14 protein-coding genes are annotated in these 15,592 nt (G+C 60.6%); 8 read left to right on the top strand and 6 right to left on the bottom strand.

What is annotated here, in order from left to right; genetic code table 11:
- The first annotated feature begins 8 nt into the window (after positions 1 to 8).
- The 5 genes from RV1423_RS01440 (at position 9) to RV1423_RS01420 (ending at position 4,454) form a co-directional block, all read left to right on the top strand.
- A complete protein-coding gene (locus tag RV1423_RS01440) occupies positions 9 to 890 on the top strand; it encodes an ABC transporter ATP-binding protein (protein WP_034292306.1) in 882 nt (293 codons plus the stop codon).
- 31 nt (positions 891 to 921) lie between these two features.
- The gene (gene cynS / locus RV1423_RS01435; protein WP_034292303.1) at positions 922 to 1,365 is read left to right on the top strand and encodes a cyanase; all 444 of its coding nucleotides are present in this window, start codon (positions 922 to 924) and stop codon (positions 1,363 to 1,365) included.
- 45 nt (positions 1,366 to 1,410) lie between these two features.
- Entirely contained in the window at positions 1,411 to 2,757 is a 1,347-nt protein-coding gene (locus RV1423_RS01430) for a TAXI family TRAP transporter solute-binding subunit (RefSeq protein ID WP_034292300.1), read from the top strand.
- 158 nt (positions 2,758 to 2,915) lie between these two features.
- Positions 2,916 to 3,146, top strand: a complete 231-nt coding sequence (locus tag RV1423_RS01425; RefSeq protein WP_034292298.1) for a hypothetical protein — start codon at positions 2,916 to 2,918, stop codon at positions 3,144 to 3,146.
- Positions 3,147 to 3,419: 273 nt separating this feature from the next.
- Positions 3,420 to 4,454 carry a Fe(3+) ABC transporter substrate-binding protein gene (locus RV1423_RS01420; protein ID WP_034292295.1) on the top strand — a complete coding sequence of 345 codons (1,035 nt, stop codon included), beginning with the start codon at positions 3,420 to 3,422 and terminating at the stop codon, positions 4,452 to 4,454.
- A 63-nt stretch (positions 4,455 to 4,517) separates the two neighbouring features.
- Here RV1423_RS01420 and RV1423_RS01415 read toward each other — a convergent pair whose 3' ends face one another.
- On the bottom strand, positions 4,518 to 5,621 hold the full coding sequence (locus RV1423_RS01415) for an ABC transporter ATP-binding protein (RefSeq protein WP_034292293.1): 1,104 nt from the start codon (positions 5,619 to 5,621) through the stop codon (positions 4,518 to 4,520).
- Positions 5,622 to 6,020: 399 nt separating this feature from the next.
- On the opposite strand from RV1423_RS01415, the gene RV1423_RS01410 reads away from it, so the two are divergent.
- Positions 6,021 to 7,634, top strand: coding sequence for an iron ABC transporter permease (locus RV1423_RS01410; protein WP_034292290.1), 1,614 nt, complete (start codon positions 6,021 to 6,023; stop codon positions 7,632 to 7,634).
- Positions 7,635 to 7,642: 8 nt separating this feature from the next.
- Positions 7,643 to 9,004 (top strand): glutathione-disulfide reductase, encoded by a 1,362-nt coding sequence (gene gorA / locus RV1423_RS01405; protein ID WP_034292289.1) that lies wholly within the window; start codon positions 7,643 to 7,645, stop codon positions 9,002 to 9,004.
- A gap of 42 nt (positions 9,005 to 9,046) precedes the next feature.
- On the opposite strand, the gene RV1423_RS01400 is transcribed toward gorA, so the two are convergent.
- Positions 9,047 to 10,345 (bottom strand): phospholipase A, encoded by a 1,299-nt coding sequence (locus RV1423_RS01400; RefSeq protein ID WP_034292287.1) that lies wholly within the window; start codon positions 10,343 to 10,345, stop codon positions 9,047 to 9,049.
- A 520-nt stretch (positions 10,346 to 10,865) separates the two neighbouring features.
- On the opposite strand from RV1423_RS01400, the gene RV1423_RS01395 reads away from it, so the two are divergent.
- Positions 10,866 to 12,497, top strand: coding sequence for a methyl-accepting chemotaxis protein (locus tag RV1423_RS01395; protein ID WP_034292285.1), 1,632 nt, complete (start codon positions 10,866 to 10,868; stop codon positions 12,495 to 12,497).
- 59 nt (positions 12,498 to 12,556) lie between these two features.
- Here RV1423_RS01395 and RV1423_RS01390 read toward each other — a convergent pair whose 3' ends face one another.
- From RV1423_RS01390 to wrbA, 4 genes are all read right to left on the bottom strand, one after another.
- Positions 12,557 to 13,003 (bottom strand): hypothetical protein, encoded by a 447-nt coding sequence (locus tag RV1423_RS01390; protein ID WP_034292283.1) that lies wholly within the window; start codon positions 13,001 to 13,003, stop codon positions 12,557 to 12,559.
- 95 nt (positions 13,004 to 13,098) lie between these two features.
- On the bottom strand, positions 13,099 to 14,505 hold the full coding sequence (locus RV1423_RS01385) for an FAD-binding oxidoreductase (RefSeq protein WP_034292281.1): 1,407 nt from the start codon (positions 14,503 to 14,505) through the stop codon (positions 13,099 to 13,101).
- A gap of 18 nt (positions 14,506 to 14,523) precedes the next feature.
- Positions 14,524 to 14,919, bottom strand: coding sequence for a DUF2069 domain-containing protein (locus tag RV1423_RS01380; protein ID WP_034292278.1), 396 nt, complete (start codon positions 14,917 to 14,919; stop codon positions 14,524 to 14,526).
- Positions 14,920 to 15,531, bottom strand: a complete 612-nt coding sequence (wrbA, locus tag RV1423_RS01375; protein WP_034292276.1) for an NAD(P)H:quinone oxidoreductase — start codon at positions 15,529 to 15,531, stop codon at positions 14,920 to 14,922.
- Positions 15,532 to 15,592: the final 61 nt, after the last annotated feature.

The raw sequence follows: 15,592 nt of genomic DNA, 5'->3' as shown, positions 1-15,592 counted from the left end.
GCGGACACATGGACAAAGCATTTCTGACAGTTGAAAACCTCAACAAGCGTTACACCGATGATGGCTTGCCGGTGTTCGACAAGGTGTCGTTCAGCATCGACAAGGGCGAGTTCGTCTGCATCATCGGCCACTCGGGCTGCGGCAAGACCACCATCCTGAATGTGCTGGCCGGACTGGAAGCGCCATCGGGCGGCGTGGTGATCATGGACCGGCGCGAAGTCAAAGGCCCGAGCCTGGACCGCGGCGTGGTGTTCCAGAGCCATGCGCTGATGCCGTGGTTCAGCGTGCTCGGCAACGTCGTGTTCGCGGTGCGCTCGCGCTGGCCGGACTGGCCGCGCGACAAGGCCGAAGCGCATGCGCGCCGTTTTATCGAGATGGTCGGGCTCAAAGGCGCGGAAAGCAAGAAGCCGTCCGAGCTGTCGGGCGGCATGAAGCAGCGCGTCGGCATCGCGCGGGCGTTTTCCATCGAGCCGAAGATGTTGCTGATGGATGAGCCCTTCGGCGCGCTCGATGCCCTGACGCGCGGCGTGGTGCAGGATGAGTTGCTGAAGATCTGCGGCGCCACGCGCCAGACCGTATTCATGATCACGCACGACGTCGACGAAGCGATCCTGCTGGCCGACAAGATTTTTTTGATGTCCAACGGTCCGCGCGCACGCATTGCCGAAGTGGTGGTCAATACCATGCCGAAGACGCGCACGCGTGAAAGCATGCATCACGATCCGCAGTTCTACCGCATCCGCAACCATCTGGTCGATTTCCTGGTGCATCGTTCGCGCCGGATTCAGGAGGCCGGCGCCGAAGACGCCGCGACGCGTGTGGTGACGCCGGGGCTGGACGAGGGAGTGCCGGTACAGGCTTCAGACAATTTTCCTCAGGCGGCTGCCTGATTCTTTCATTATTTATCGCAAGGAGAACTTCATGGATCGCAACCTCGTTACCCAGAAAATCATCGCCGCCAAGGTCAGGAACAAGCTGACCTGGGCCAAGATCGCCGAAAGCATCGGCCAGAGCAAGGAATGGACGACCGCCGCCATGCTCGGCCAGATGACGCTGACCGCCAGGCAGGCCGCCGTGACGCAGGAATTGTTCGGCCTGAGCGATGAAGAAACGCTGTGGCTGCAGATCGTGCCGTACAAGGGTTCGCTGCCGACGCCGGTGCCGACCGATCCGTTGATCTATCGCTGGTACGAAATCGTCAGCGTCTACGGCAGCACCATCAAGGAACTGATCCACGAGGAATTCGGCGACGGCATCATGAGCGCCATCGATTTCAAGATGGACATCCAGCGCCAGGCCGACCCGAACGGCGACCGCGTCAATGTGGTGCTGAGCGGCAAGTTCCTGCCTTACAAAACGTATTGAGCCGTTTTCGCCGGCGGCGGGGAGGAGGGCGGTAGAATAGCCCGCATGGAAAAAAAAACCTCCCCGCGCAAACACGCCGTGAGCGCCATGAAGGCGCGTTTCGTCGCCATTTCGTGGCGCGACCTTGCGGTCAGTTTCGGCCCGATGCTGCTGCTGATCGTCGTTGGCGTCTGGCTGGCGATCTGGCTGATCCACCCGGCGCCGCCCAAGGTCATCACCATTGCGACCGGACCGCAGAACAGCAGTTTCTGGACCACCGCCGAGAAATACAAGGCGATCCTCGCGCGCGACGGCGTGACGCTGAAGCTGGTGCCGTCGGAGGGTTCGCTCGACAACCTGCGCAAGCTGACCGATCCGGACGGCGAGGTGGATGTCGGCTTCGTGCAAGGCGGCGTGGCGAACGGCGTCAATATCGACAATCTGGTGTCGCTCGGCAGCGTGTCGTATTCGCCGGTATCGGTGTTTTATCGCGGCGACAAAGTGTTTTCCCGGCTGTCGGAGCTGACCGGCAAGAGCATCGCCGTCGGCGTTCCGGGCAGCGGTTCGCGCGTGTTGGCGCTGACCCTGCTCAAGGCCAGCGGCATCGAGCCGGGCGGTTCCACCAGACTGCTCGACATGGGCGGCGACGAGGCGGCGCAGCAACTGGCCAAGGGCAAGATCGATGCGGCCTTCCTGATGGGGGAATCGGCTGCGCCGGCAACCATGGGCAAGCTGCTGCGCACGCCCGGCATACGCCTGCTGGATTTTTCGCAGGCAGCGGCTTACACGCGCCGCTTCAGCTATCTCAATGAATTGAGTTTGCCGGCCGGCGTATTCGATTTCCGCCGCAACCTGCCGGACCGCACGATCCGCCTGATTGCGCCGACCACCGAGCTGATTGCGCGCGACGACCTGCATCCGGCCCTGTCCGACCTGCTGATCGAGGCCGCGCGCGAGGTGCACGGCAAGGCCAGCGTGTTGCAGAAAGCCGGCGAATTCCCGGCGCCGCTGGCGCATGAGTATCCGATCAGCGACGATGCAGAGCGCTATTACAAGTCGGGCAAGAGTTTCTTCTATCGCACCTTGCCGTTCTGGCTCGCCAGCCTGGTGGATCGCACCATGGTGATCGTGCTGCCGATCGTCCTGCTGCTGATCCCCGGCGTCAAGCTGGTGCCGCTGTTGTACGGCTGGCGCATCCGTTCGCGCATCTACAAGTGGTATGGCGCGCTGATCGCGCTGGAGCGCGGCGTCATCACGCACACGCCGGAGGAGCAGGTGCAGATGCTCAAACAACTCGACGACATCGAGGCGTCGGTCAATCGCATGAAGATGCCGCTGGCGTTCGCCGACCAGTTTTACGTCCTGCGCGAGCACATCGGCTTTGTGCGCAGCCGGCTGGAAAGCGGGGCTTGACGCATGCCGTCCTGAAGCGGGTACAATCGTCCGCATTCGGGCGAAAATCGAAAAATATCAAAAATCGCTCAAAAAACAACGAGGTCAAAAACTACTGTTTATTTATACAGTTGTTGTGATACAGTGGAATCTCTTCAACAGAGATAGGAACCACTGCCATGACACACTTGGATCTCACTTCAGGCGCTCGCTTTGGTCTGGAATCTTCTAGCCCGTCTTCTTTCAGCCTGCGCTTCGGCCGCCGCGAAATGTTCGTCTGCCGCGATTCGTACGTGCGCCGCTACCGCGTCAATCCCGTGATCGAATGCAGCGCCGGCCTGGAGCCCGGCCACCTCGAAGTCCTCCTGTTCCGCCGCTGGCTGGTCGTGCTGTCGAAAGCTCGCGCCTGAGCATATCGGTGCAGCAGGGGGGCGCGTTGGCCGGTAGGGACATGTTGAAAATGCGAGTAAGCCGTTGACGGCGGGGTTCTCGCCGGGTTCTTATCTCGCATTTTTAAAACTTTCAATCCTGACAAAATACTGAATTTAAAACAGGAATTATTCTCATTAATGCTATAGTTGGCCGTCTTTCCGGTCGTGCGCTGTACTTATTCCGAGGTTTTCGGACGAGCGGCGCGGGTGCGCGGAAAGCAGACTGATCAATTGGCATAAAGGGATAAGTCCATGTTTTTACGTACTTTTGTTGCAGGTGTGGTGCTGGCGACAACGTCGGTTGGCGTGTCGGCTCAGGAAAAGGTGATCAACCTGTATTCTGCGCGCCACTATCAGACCGATGAAGCCTTGTATGACAATTTCACCAAGGCTACCGGCGTCAGGATCAACCGTGTCGATGCCGACGATGCCGGTATTCTGGCTCGTCTCAAAAGCGAAGGTGCGGCAAGTCCGGCCGACGTGATCCTGCTGGTCGACGCGGCCCGCCTGTGGCGCGGCGAGAACGAGGGCTTGTTCCAGCCGGTGAAGTCCGCGGTGCTGGAATCGCGTATTCCCGCCAATTTGCGCGGCAAGGACGACGGCCGGGGTTCGCAGTGGTTCGGTTTCTCGACACGCGCCCGCGTGATCGTCTACAACAAGCAAAATGTCAAACCGGAAGACGTCGATACCTATGAGGCGCTGGCCGATCCGAAGAATAAAGGCAAGCTGTGCACGCGTTCCGGCTCCCATCCTTACAACGTCTCGCTGTTCGGCGCGCTCTATGAACACGTGGGAGAGGCGAAAACCGAAGCCATCCTGAAGGGCATGGTCGCCAACATGGCGCGCTCGCCGGTGGGTGGCGACACCGACCAGATCAAGGCGGTGGCGTCGGGCGAATGCGGCGTGGCGATTTCCAATTCCTATTACGTTGCGCGTCTGATGAAGTCGACCAAGCCGGAAGACATCGCCGTGGTCAGCAAGGTCGGCGTGGTCTGGCCCAATCAGAAGACCTATGGTGCGCATGTCAACATCGCAGGCGCCGGCGTGGCAAAGAATGCGCCGCACAAGGCCGATGCGGTGAAATTTCTCGAGTACCTGTCGGGCGACGACGCCCAGCGCTATTTCGCCGAGGGCAATAACGAGTGGCCGGCGGTCAAGAGCGTGAAGACCGGCAACGCCGCGCTCGACACATTGGGACCGTTCAAGGCGGAAGTGATTGACGTCGCCGCAACCGGACGCAATCAGCAGAAGGTGCTGCAGATGCTGGATCGCGCCGGCTACAAATAAAAAGCGGGCGATCCCTGAAGACAGGAAAAGCACCGGTCGGCCTTGCGCCGCCGGTGCTTTTTTTCAGGCCGCATCTTGGCGAGGAAAGGCGACGACGTGGCTGACGTCGAGACGTATGCCTATCCATTCGCCGATAGCATGATCGTGATGCGAAGGGACCAGCGACAGCACCTGGACGCCGTCGTCGAGTTGCAGGGTGTAGAGGAAGTCGGCGCCGCGGAAGGATTTGCGTACGATACGCGCCTTGAACGGGGATGCGTCGTCATGCACGATGTCGTCCGAGCGCAGCAGCACGTCGAACGTTTGTCCATGACGATGTTGTGCTGCGGCGATCCAGCCTGCGGCCGCATAGGCGTCGGCGTCATGCAGATTGCCGAGTGGCGTTTCCATGATGAAGGCGCCGTCGTCGCTATCCCGGTTGCGCACCAGGATGCCCGGTACAAACATGCCGTGGCCGATGAAGTCAGCGACGAAGCGGGTGCCGGGACGATGGTAGAGCGCGTAGGGCTGGTCCCATTGTTCCAGCCGGCCGTGTTGCATGACGCCGATGACGTCTCCGACGGCGAAGGCTTCCATCTGGTCGTGCGTGACCATCAGCGCGGTGATGTTTGCCTGCTTGAGAATGCGGCGCACGTCTTCTGCCAGGCGTTCGCGCAGTTCGACGTCGAGGCTCGAGAACGGCTCGTCCAGCAAGAGCAGACGCGGTTGCGGCGCCAGCGCACGGGCCAGCGCCACGCGTTGCTGCTGGCCGCCGGATAGCTGATGAGGGAATTTTTCTTGCATGCCTTCGAGACCGACCAGCACCAGCATTTCCTGCACGCGTCGGCGACGCTCCTGTTTGCCGGCGTCGCGCAAGCCGAAGCCGACGTTGTCTTCAATGCACAGGTGCGGGAACAACGCGAAGTCCTGGAACACCATGCCGATGCGGCGCTGTTCTGCCGCGATGCGCACGCCGGGGCCGTCGAGGACTTGCTGGTCGAGCAGGATACGGCCGTGCTGCGGATGTTCCAGGCCGGCAATGGCGCGCAGTAGCGTGGTCTTGCCGCTGCCGGACGGGCCGATCAGCACGCCAAGTTCGCCGGGGCGAAGCCGGAACGATACCGATTGCACCGCCGGCGCGGCGGCGCGCGGATAGCTGATACTGACCTGATCGACTTGCAAAAACATTCTTGTCCTTTTTCTTTGCGTCTTGAAGCGTGTCCTGAATCGTTGCACGGCAACACTTGCCGCTACAATTCGTCACGCATTTACTCGTTTTCCAATAGGAACCACTAACAGAACGCCGCCGCAGACAGTGCAGACATACGACGAGGAAACAACGCCGTTCAGTCAGGCCTGTTTCTCCAACCGTCGTCCCAGCGCACGCTGGGACCCAGTGTCGTGAAGATGTCCGATACGACACTGGGTCCTGACTTTCGTCAGGACGACGGTTGTGATGGACTGACAATGCGGTGAGGTTTTTTTAAACTTGACTGAACGGCATTACGCTGCCGGCGGCTCTAAGCCAAGTGTAGCGCATTGACGTTCATGCCCAGAATACGCAAGGCACACTTTCATCGCGACTTTATGTATTTCATCGGCCTGATCGCTTTCCTGATTTCCTTGCCCGTCCTCGGCATCGCCGGCGCATGGCTGCATCTCGACGCGGCGGCCATTGACGCCTTGCGGCAGCAGATGCAGACGGTGCTGCCGGGCTACCTGGCGACCTCCGGATGGCTGGCGTTGTTCGTCACGCTGGGGGTAGTCGTGGTCGGCGCGGCGACGGCGGTGGCGATCAGTTTGTTCGAGTTTCGCGGCAAGCGGTTTTTCTCTTGGGCGCTGTTGCTGCCGATGGCGATGCCGGCATATGTGTCGGCCTATGCCTACACCGATTTCCTGCAATACGGCGGCGTCGTGCAGAGCAGTCTGCGTGCGCTGTGGCCCGGTTTTCGATTCGATGTGCGTAGCTTGTCGGGTGCGATCTTCTTGTTCATATTCACGCTGTATCCCTACGCTTATCTGCTGGCGCGCAATGCCCTGAGCGAACGCGGTGCGCACTTGATGGAAGCGGCGCGCCTGCTCGGCACGCCTCCGGGAGAGCGCATCCGCAGAGTGGCGCTGCCGCTGGCGCGCCCGGCGCTGATGGCGGGTGCGGCGTTGGCGTTGAAGGAGACGCTCGCTGATTACGGCGTCAGCGCCTACTTCGGCTTGACGACATTCGCCACCGGCATCTACAAGGCCTGGATGGTGATGGACGACCGCATCGCCGCCGCCCAGTACGCCTCACTGTTGTTGCTGTTCGTTGCTGTGCTGTTGTGGCTGGAGCGTCGCGAGCAGCAGCGTATGCGGTTTTCCAGCGTGCGCGGCAATCGCGTCAGCGGCGGAGACGGCGCCGAATTGCGCTTGCCGCGGTTGCGCGGCGCACGGCAGGTATTGGCGTGGCTGGTGTGCGCCGTGCCCATCGTGCTTGGTTTCGTGTTGCCGGTGCTGATCCTGCTGCAACTGATGTGGCGCGACAGTGAGCTGTCGATGGCGACCAATCTGGTGCGCTATGCCGGCTGGACCTGGAACAGCTTCCGCTTCGGCGGCATGGCCGCTGCGATTGCGGTGATGCTGGCGCTGGCCTTGTGTTTCGCTCAGCGCGCCAGCGGCTTGCCGCGCTTCAAATCGCTGTTCTTGCGCACGGTCGCGCGCATTGCGGCGATGGGTTATGCGATTCCCGGTTCGGTGGTGGCGGTCGGCATCCTGCTGCCGCTTGCTTGGTTGCAAAGCGTATGGCCGGGTGCTGCCGCGGGAGTGTGGCTGACGGCCACCGCGCTCGGCGTGATCTACGCGTATCTGGTACGCTTTACAGCCGTTGCGGTGCAGTCGGTGGAAGCAGGTTATACGCGCATTCCGATGAGTTTCGATGAAGCAGCGCGTACCATGGGAACGTCGCGCGGCCGCATCGTGCAAAAGCTGCACATGCCGCTGCTGTGGCGTTCGCTGGCGACGGCGGCGCTGATGGTGTTTGTCGACGTGGTCAAGGAGTTGCCGGCGACGCTGCTGCTGCGTCCTTTCAATACCGATACGCTGGCGGTCATCGCGCACAATCTGGCGCGCGACGAGCGTCTCGGTGAGGCGGCGCTGCCGGCACTGAGCATCGTGCTGGTCGGACTGATCCCGGTGTTGCTGGTGACGCGGGCCCTGAATAAACGATAGAGGAAAACATGAGCCAATACGATTACGACCTGTTCACTATCGGCGGCGGTTCCGGCGGCGTGCGGGCCAGCCGGTTCGCCGCACAGTACGGCGCGCGCGTGGCGATTGCCGAAAGCAAGGACCTCGGCGGCACCTGCGTCAACGTCGGCTGTATTCCGAAGAAACTGATGTCCTATAGCGCGCATTTCCATGAAGATTTCGTCGACGCCGCCGGTTTCGGCTGGACCGTCGGCGACAGCAGGTTCGACTGGGCGGCGCTGATTGCCAGCAAGGACAAGGAAATCGCGCGACTCAACGGCATCTATCGCAAGATACTGGACGGCGCCAGGGTCGATATCATTGAAGGCTATGCGACGATTGAAGACGCGCACACGGTCAGCGTCAACGGCAAGCGTTACACCGCGGCGCATATTCTGGTCGCCACGGGCGGCAGGCCGTCGGTACCGGCGATTCCCGGCAAGGAATTGGGCATCGTTTCCGACGATTTCTTTCATCTGGACGCCTTGCCCGGACGGACCGTGGTGCTGGGCGGCGGCTATATCGCCGTCGAGCTGGCTTCCATCCTCAACGGCCTCGGCAGCGAAGTGACGCTGGTGTATCGCGGCAAGCATCTGCTGCGCGGCATGGACAGCGAGCTGGGCGTGTTCCTGGCGGAAGAAATGCGCAAGAAGGGCATGAGCATCCTGTTTGAAAACAATATCGAAGCGATCGAAGCGGGCGGCGCCGGCTCGCGCGTCAAGCACGTCAGGCTCAGCGACGGTAAGACGCTCGACGCCGATTGCGTGCTGTTCGCCACCGGCCGCCATGCCAATACCGCCGGACTTGGACTGGACAGGGCCGGCGTGACCTTGACGGACAAGGGGGCGGTGAAGGTCGACGGCAATTTCACTTCCAGCGTGCAGTCCATCCATGCGATCGGCGATGTCATCGACCGTATCGCATTGACCCCCGTGGCGCTGGCTGAAGGGATGGTCGTGGCGGCGCGCCTGTTCCACAACGGCGAACGCTCGCTCTCTTACGACAATATTCCGACGGCAGTCTTCAGCCATCCCAATGTCGGCACAGTCGGTCTCAGCGAAGAGGATGCTCGCAAGAAATTCGCCGACGTGCGCCTCTTCAAGTCGGAGTTCAAGGCGCTCAAGCACACGCTCAGCGGCAACGCCGAACGCACCTTCATGAAACTGGTGGTGGATGCGCAAAGCGACCGCGTGCTCGGCGTGCACATGGTGGGCGCCGACGCCGGGGAGATTATCCAGGGATTTGCGGTGGCCCTGCAATGCGGCGCCACCAAGGCGCAATTCGACGCCACCATCGGCATCCATCCGACCTCCGCCGAGGAGTTTGTCACGATGCGCACGCCGGCAGCCTGAGCCCCTCCATAGCTTGTCGTCGGCACGGCCTTTGGCGGCAAGCTAGCGCCAGAGGCTGTAGCCGATGCGGAACTGCGGCGTCTGCTTCTGGTTGTAGGTCAGCAAGCTCTCGCCGTAGCCGTAGAAATAGCTCGCCATCAAATAACCGGCCGTGCCCGGAATCAGCTTCGCCAGCGGATACGACAGCATCGAATCGACGCTGCCGGCATTGCTGCGCGTGCCCTTGCGCAACGTCGTCGAAAATTCAACGCCGTCCGGTTTGCCGACCGCCAGTTTGAGGTCGGCATGGCCGCGGTACTGGCCGAGATCGGGATTGTCGAACATCGGGCCAAGATAAGTGTAGACCTTGGGCGAGATGCGCAACTGGTAATCGTTGAGGTTGCCGAAAATGAAAGTCGGTTCGGCGAAGAAAATATTCAGGCTGCGTGATTCCGCGCCGTCGCGTCCGTTCGATTCATGCTCCAGGCCGGTTGCGATCGATACGCGGCTCAGGAAGCTGTTGCGGATGCCGAGGTCGGGCAGGTAATAGAACACGCTGGGACGGTAGTTTGTGTCGCGAAAGGGTTCCGAGGGGCTTCCCAGGTCCCACAGCGAAAATTGCGTATAGCCGAAGTAGAGATTGTCGATCAGGCCGCGCGAACGCATGTCTTCAGGCCGGAAGATATGGAATTTGAAACTCAACTGGAATTTTGCGTTGCGATTGTTGCCGTTGCTGCTGCTATTGCCGGCGGCGAAATACATGGGTTCGTGAAACGACAATCGCGGAATGTTGATCAGGTCGGCCGCCGCCGGTGCGGCGCCGACCGGATCCGCGCTGGTCCCCGGCGTAATGACGGAGGCGGCTGGTGTGGCGGCGCCCGCTAGGGCCACGCCTTCGGCCGAGGCCAGCGGCATCTCGCCGTTTTTCGGACGAATCACCGCCACCAGCACCGGCGAGGCGTCGATGCCCACGGTTTCGATGCGCACGACGCCGCGCAGGTAGTCAGGCAAGGTCGCACTGTAGTTGATCTTGCGGAACTCTCCGCGTTGCAGTGTGATCTCGCCGGCGGCATTCGGATCTCGCTCCAGGTGCAATTGCACCGGCGGCGTCATATCGGCGGAAGCTGCCACCACCAGGTTGTCGGGAAGCGCGTAAGTGTGCGAGACCTGTTCATCCTCGCTGACCAGCAAGGTCAGGGTGAACGGCTTGTTGCCGTCGACCAGCTTGGGCGGCTGCAGCAGGGAGATGCCGGCGCTTGCATTCTGCATAAACACTATCGCGCCGGTTGCAATACATCCACGGATCAGGGGTGAGGCTCGCTTCTGGGCGGACAATCGGTTTGGTGTGAGCATGCTGGGCATTGTTGTCATTTTGTCGATAGATGAGGAATCAGGGGGAGCGGATGTTGACGTGACGGAATGACTTTCCTTGCGTAAGGTTGCTTCAATTCGACGTTGTATTTGTTACTGCATGCGACGTTCACCGTGTTCAGGTTCCTCGTGCTTGCCTGGCCTCGGCGAGCCCGCATGATTCATTCGCAAGGGATATCGATTTTATATTTTCATCTCGGGATGTTAACCGCTTCTCACGATGGTCTGCTGTTCCTGGAAAAATTCCTCGCGGCAATATCTTGTTCGCGGAGGAAACTTGCTCCTCCGAATTCCTCTCATCCAATGAGAACGATAATCACGCAACCCATACGGGGTGTGCTATTGCCGGGCGTCAACGTCGGCACGCAAGCCATGAACAGAGAGGGCAGTTGATCGCTGTTCAGCGTATTCAAATTCAAACTGCAAAGGCAATATAACGAGTAGGTACCAATCACATCAGTTATAACAATTACACCATTGCTCTTTTTTTAATGGAAAGCTTGGAGGGGAAATGAACATCATCGGAAATATGAAGATCGGCAAACGGCTCGGTTTGGGCTTTGCAGCCATTCTGGCACTCTCTGCCGTCATTGCGGCAATCGGCGTCTGGCGTTTGCAGAGCGTCGCGCAGGCCACCCAGGCCATGATGGACATACCGCTGGCCAAGGAGCGCATGATCGGCGACTGGTATCGCTACACTTATGCCGGCATTCGCCGCACTACGGCGGTTGCCAAGAGCACCGATCCCTCCCTGTCGGCGTTCTTCAGACCGGAAACCGAAGAAGCGACACGTATTTCGAGCGAGCTGCAAAAGAAAATTGCCGAACTGCTCGCCAGTGATGAAGAAAAGCAGCTCTACGACAAGATCATGGCGCAGCGCAAAGTCTATTTGTCGACGCGCGACGTGATCTACAAAGCCAAGGCCGAACCCAATCCCGATCCCGCCATGATCGCCGCAGCGCTGGAAAAGGATTATCTGCCGGCTTCGAAACTCTATCAGGAGCAGGTGGAGAGTTTGTTGCAACTGCAACGCAAGAAGATCGACGAACTCAATAGCCATATCGCCGAAATCGCTGCGCAGAGCGCCAATCTGCTGATCGTGCTGGAGGTGCTGATGCTGGCATTGGGCATCATGTGCGCCTGGTATCTGACCACCGGCATCACGCGGCCGTTGAATACCGCCGTCGGGATTTCGCGCCGCGTCGCCGAGGGCGACCTGTCGGTGGAAATCACCGTCAGCAGCAAGGACGAAGCAGGTCAGTTGCTGCAGGCCTTGCAAGACATGAACAACAGCCTGCGCGGCATCGTCAGCAATGTGCGCACCGGCACCGATACCATCGCCACCGCATCCAGTCAGATCGCCAGCGGCAACCTCGACTTGTCGTCGCGCACCGAGCAGCAGGCCGGTTCGCTGGAAGAAACCGCTTCAGCGATGGAAGAACTGACCTCGACCGTCAAGCAGAATGCCGACAATGCGCGCCAGGCCAATCAGTTGGCTGTGTCAGCGTCGGAAGTGGCAATGCAGGGCGGCAGCGTGGTCGGCAAGGTGATCTCTACCATGGGTTCGATCAACGACTCGTCGAAGAAAATCGTCGACATCATCAGTGTGATCGACGGCATCGCCTTCCAGACCAATATCCTCGCATTGAATGCAGCAGTGGAAGCCGCGCGTGCCGGCGAGCAGGGCCGCGGTTTCGCCGTGGTGGCAAGCGAAGTGCGCAGCCTCGCGCAGCGTTCCGCGGCTGCTGCCAAGGAGATCAAATCGCTGATCGACGATTCGGTGGAAAAAGTCGGCACCGGCAGCAAGCTGGTGGAGCAGGCCGGATCGACGATGGAGGAGGTCGTCGCCAGCGTCAAACGCGTCACCGATATCGTCGGTGAGATCAGTTCGGCCAGCCAGGAGCAAAGCACCGGCATCGAAGAAGTCAATCGCGCTATCACGCAAATGGACGAAAGCACGCAGCAAAACGCCGCGCTGGTCGAGCAGGCCGCCGCCGCTGCGCAATCGCTGCAGGAACAGGCCGGCAAGCTGGCGCAACTGGTCAGCGTCTTCAACATCGGCAATACCGCGGGCCTTGCAGGACCCGCAGCAACGACTTCGCGGCGCACGATAGACATCAATCCGGCACCGCGTCTGGAGTAAATAGGGGAGTGGGGAGCGGCCGTCGCCTTTGTTGGCGACGGCTTTTTTTGAAGCAGTTCTTACGCCGGGCATTCGGCCAGATAACGTTCGGTGGCGCGCTGCATCTTGCGGCGCGCTTTCTCCTGGGATTTGACATCGGCTACGCGCTGGTCGTCTTCCGACCATTTCTTGCGTTGCGCCAGCAGCGTGCATTTCTTCCTTCGTTTGTCTGCTGCCAATTGGCGACGTTCGTCGTCCTTCTGCGCACGCTGCCTCAGCCGGGCGCGGCGCTGTTCTTCTTTCGCCAGTGTATTCTCCAGGCGTCGCGATTGTGTGCCGTCTTTGTCCGGCAGGTTTTGCTCCGGTTTGCTGAAGCCGCGATTGTCGTACACATCAAGCGGCTTGCCGTCAGCGCAGGCGATATCGCTATAGGTCACCTGGCCATTGGCTTCGCACTTGAATATGGCCCACGCGGGTGTCGTCGACAGCAACAGAAGAGGGTAAATCAGTAACGCGCAACGCATCATGCAATCAATCTCCCGGAAGAATGGCAGGATCGGACTGCCGCCACCGGGAATGCGGAAGAGGTGCGCTCAGCGAGCTTGGGTTTTGCCTGCGGCAGTCAGAGAACTTTGCCTGGATTCATCAGCGAGTGAGGATCCAGGGCTTGTTTGATGGCGTGCATGAGCCGGAGTTCTACCGGCGATTTATAACGCAGGATTTCTTCGCGTTTGAGGGCGCCGAGCCCATGTTCCGCCGAGATCGAGCCGCCGAATCTGTCGACGCTGTCGTGTACCGTACGGTTGATGGCCGCTTGCTGGTTGATGAAGTCGGTGTCCTTCACGTCCACCGGCGGCGAGACGTTGTAATGCAGGTTGCCGTCGCCCAGATGGCCGAAGGTGACCATGCGGCAGCCGGGCGATGTCTGCTGCACCAGCACGTCGGTGACGCGAATGAATTCGCCGATGCGCGAGATCGGGATGGAAATGTCGTGCTTGATGTTTTTGCCTTCGTGCGCTTGCGCCATCGAAATAAGTTCGCGCAATTGCCACAGCGATTTTGACTGGGCTATCGAAGTTGCAATCGCTGCATCGTCGATCAGTTCCTGTTCCAGCGCCGTGCCGATGACGGCTTCGAACATTTCCGAGGCATGCGCTTCGGATTCGCTGTCCGACAATTCCAGCAGCACGTAGTGGGCGTGGTTTTTGCTGAACGGTGCGCGGTGCGGCGGAAAGTGTTTGGCGACCAGTTGCAGGCAAAAATCGGACATCAGTTCGAAACCGGTCAGCGCCGCGCCGCAATGCGTCTGTGCCAGATTGAGCAGGCGTAGTGCATGGTCGGGCGTGCGCAGCGCCGTCAGCGCCGTGACCTGCGCTTTCGGCTGCGGGAACAATTTGAGTACGGCGGCGGTGATGATGCCCAGCGTGCCTTCGGCGCCGATGAACAGGTTGCGCAGATCGTAGCCGGTATTGTCCTTGCGCAGGCCGCGCAGGCTGCTCATGATCTCGCCCTGTGCGGTGACGACTTCGACGCCCAGGCAGAGTTCGCGCGTATTGCCGTAGCGCAGGACGCCGGTGCCGCCAGCATTGGTCGACAGATTGCCGCCGATGGTGCAACTGCCTTCGGCCGCCAGCGACAGCGGGAAGAGACGTTGCGCCGTCGCAGCGGCTTGCTGGATGTGTTGCAGGATGCAGCCGGCCTCCACCGTCATGGTGTTGTTGATGGGATCAATGGCGCGGATGCGGTTCAGGCGCGTCAGCGACAGCAGCACGGCCTTGCCGCTGGCGTCAGGCACGCTGCCCAGGACCAGGCCGGTGTTGCCGCCTTGCGGGACGATCGGCACGCGATGCTCGCTGCACAGTCTGACGATGGCGGCGACTTCCTCGGTGGTGCCTGGTTTGAGCACGGCCAGCGCCTTGCCGGTGTAGCGTCCGCGCTGGTCGGTCAGGTAACCGGCGGTGTCGGTATCGTCCGTCAGGACATGGGCGGCGCCGATGGCGACGCGGCAGGCTTGCAGGAAGTCGGTCATGGAAAACCTTGAAAAGGATTACTGCGAGGCTTTTTGTATTGCTTGACGGGCGATTTCCTTGGCTGCCTTTTTGTACGGGCGCAGATAGAGGATCGCGCACAGGAAATACGCGCAACTGATGCCCACTTCCACCCAGCCCAGCGTGATGGAGGTCGGCACGCGGTCGCTGGTGGCGCGCACGATGCCTTCGGCGAAGTACAGCAGGATCAGCATCGACGACCATTGCATGGTGTAGACGTCGCGTTTGAGCACGCCGCGCAGCGGGAACAGCAAGGGAATCACCTTGAGCACCATCCACGAGCCGCCCGGACGCAAGGGCGCCAGCACGAGTTCCCAGGCGACGCAAAGGATGATCAGCGCGACCAGGCTGACGGCGGCGCCCAGATGAAAGAAGCGGAGGCGAAATGGGCTCATTTAATCACCTTGCAGTTTGATGGCGTTGTGCGCAAGGCGGCGGCCCAATGCCACCGCCAGCGCGCGCGTGTCGTCGGAAATCGCCTGGTCGCCGTTGACGCCGGCCCAGTGGCTGGCGCCGTAAGGCGTGCCGCCGGTGCTGGTGCTCATCAGCTCAGGTTGGGTATAGGGCAGGCCCATGACCAGCATGCCGTGGTGCAGCAAAGGAATCATCATCGACAACAGCGTCGACTCCTGGCCGCCATGCATGCTGCCGGTGGAGGTGAAGACGCAGGCCGGTTTGCCGGCTAGGGCGCCGGACAGCCACTGCGGCGCGGTGCCGTCCCAGAAATATTTCATGGCCGAGGCCATGTTGCCGAAGCGGGTCGGCGAACCCAAGGCGAGACCGGCGCATTGTTCGAGGTCCGCCGGTTCGACATACGGCGCGCCTTCGGCCGGCACATCGGGTTCGACGGCTTCGGTCACGGTGGACACCGCCGGTACTGTACGCAGGCGCGCATCGCAGCCTTGCACGCTTTCCACTCCCTGGGCGATCAGCTCGGCCAGTTTGCGAGTGGAGCCATGCCGGGAATAGTAAAGGACCAGTATCGTTATATTAGTTATGTTCTCCATGTTGGTATTATAGGAGCCTTTATTTGTCCATCGCACGTGTTTTACTGCTCGCATTTACCTG

This window comes from Herbaspirillum sp. RV1423 (assembly GCF_000577615.1).
Classification (GTDB): Bacteria; Pseudomonadota; Gammaproteobacteria; order Burkholderiales; family Burkholderiaceae_D; genus Herbaspirillum.
The sequence above is the reverse complement of the archived record's forward strand: the minus strand, read 5'-3'. Positions and strand labels throughout refer to the sequence as shown.

Coding starts and splice junctions, on each gene's coding strand:
- RV1423_RS01440 (WP_034292306.1), top strand. CDS start 9: ATGGACAAAGCATTTCTGACAGTTGAAAACCTCAACAAGCGTTACACC.
- cynS (WP_034292303.1), top strand. CDS start 922: ATGGATCGCAACCTCGTTACCCAGAAAATCATCGCCGCCAAGGTCAGG.
- RV1423_RS01430 (WP_034292300.1), top strand. CDS start 1,411: ATGGAAAAAAAAACCTCCCCGCGCAAACACGCCGTGAGCGCCATGAAG.
- RV1423_RS01425 (WP_034292298.1), top strand. CDS start 2,916: ATGACACACTTGGATCTCACTTCAGGCGCTCGCTTTGGTCTGGAATCT.
- RV1423_RS01420 (WP_034292295.1), top strand. CDS start 3,420: ATGTTTTTACGTACTTTTGTTGCAGGTGTGGTGCTGGCGACAACGTCG.
- RV1423_RS01415 (WP_034292293.1), bottom strand. CDS start 5,621: ATGTTTTTGCAAGTCGATCAGGTCAGTATCAGCTATCCGCGCGCCGCC.
- RV1423_RS01410 (WP_034292290.1), top strand. CDS start 6,021: ATGTATTTCATCGGCCTGATCGCTTTCCTGATTTCCTTGCCCGTCCTC.
- gorA (WP_034292289.1), top strand. CDS start 7,643: ATGAGCCAATACGATTACGACCTGTTCACTATCGGCGGCGGTTCCGGC.
- RV1423_RS01400 (WP_034292287.1), bottom strand. CDS start 10,345: ATGCCCAGCATGCTCACACCAAACCGATTGTCCGCCCAGAAGCGAGCC.
- RV1423_RS01395 (WP_034292285.1), top strand. CDS start 10,866: ATGAACATCATCGGAAATATGAAGATCGGCAAACGGCTCGGTTTGGGC.
- RV1423_RS01390 (WP_034292283.1), bottom strand. CDS start 13,003: ATGATGCGTTGCGCGTTACTGATTTACCCTCTTCTGTTGCTGTCGACG.
- RV1423_RS01385 (WP_034292281.1), bottom strand. CDS start 14,505: ATGACCGACTTCCTGCAAGCCTGCCGCGTCGCCATCGGCGCCGCCCAT.
- RV1423_RS01380 (WP_034292278.1), bottom strand. CDS start 14,919: ATGAGCCCATTTCGCCTCCGCTTCTTTCATCTGGGCGCCGCCGTCAGC.
- wrbA (WP_034292276.1), bottom strand. CDS start 15,531: ATGGAGAACATAACTAATATAACGATACTGGTCCTTTACTATTCCCGG.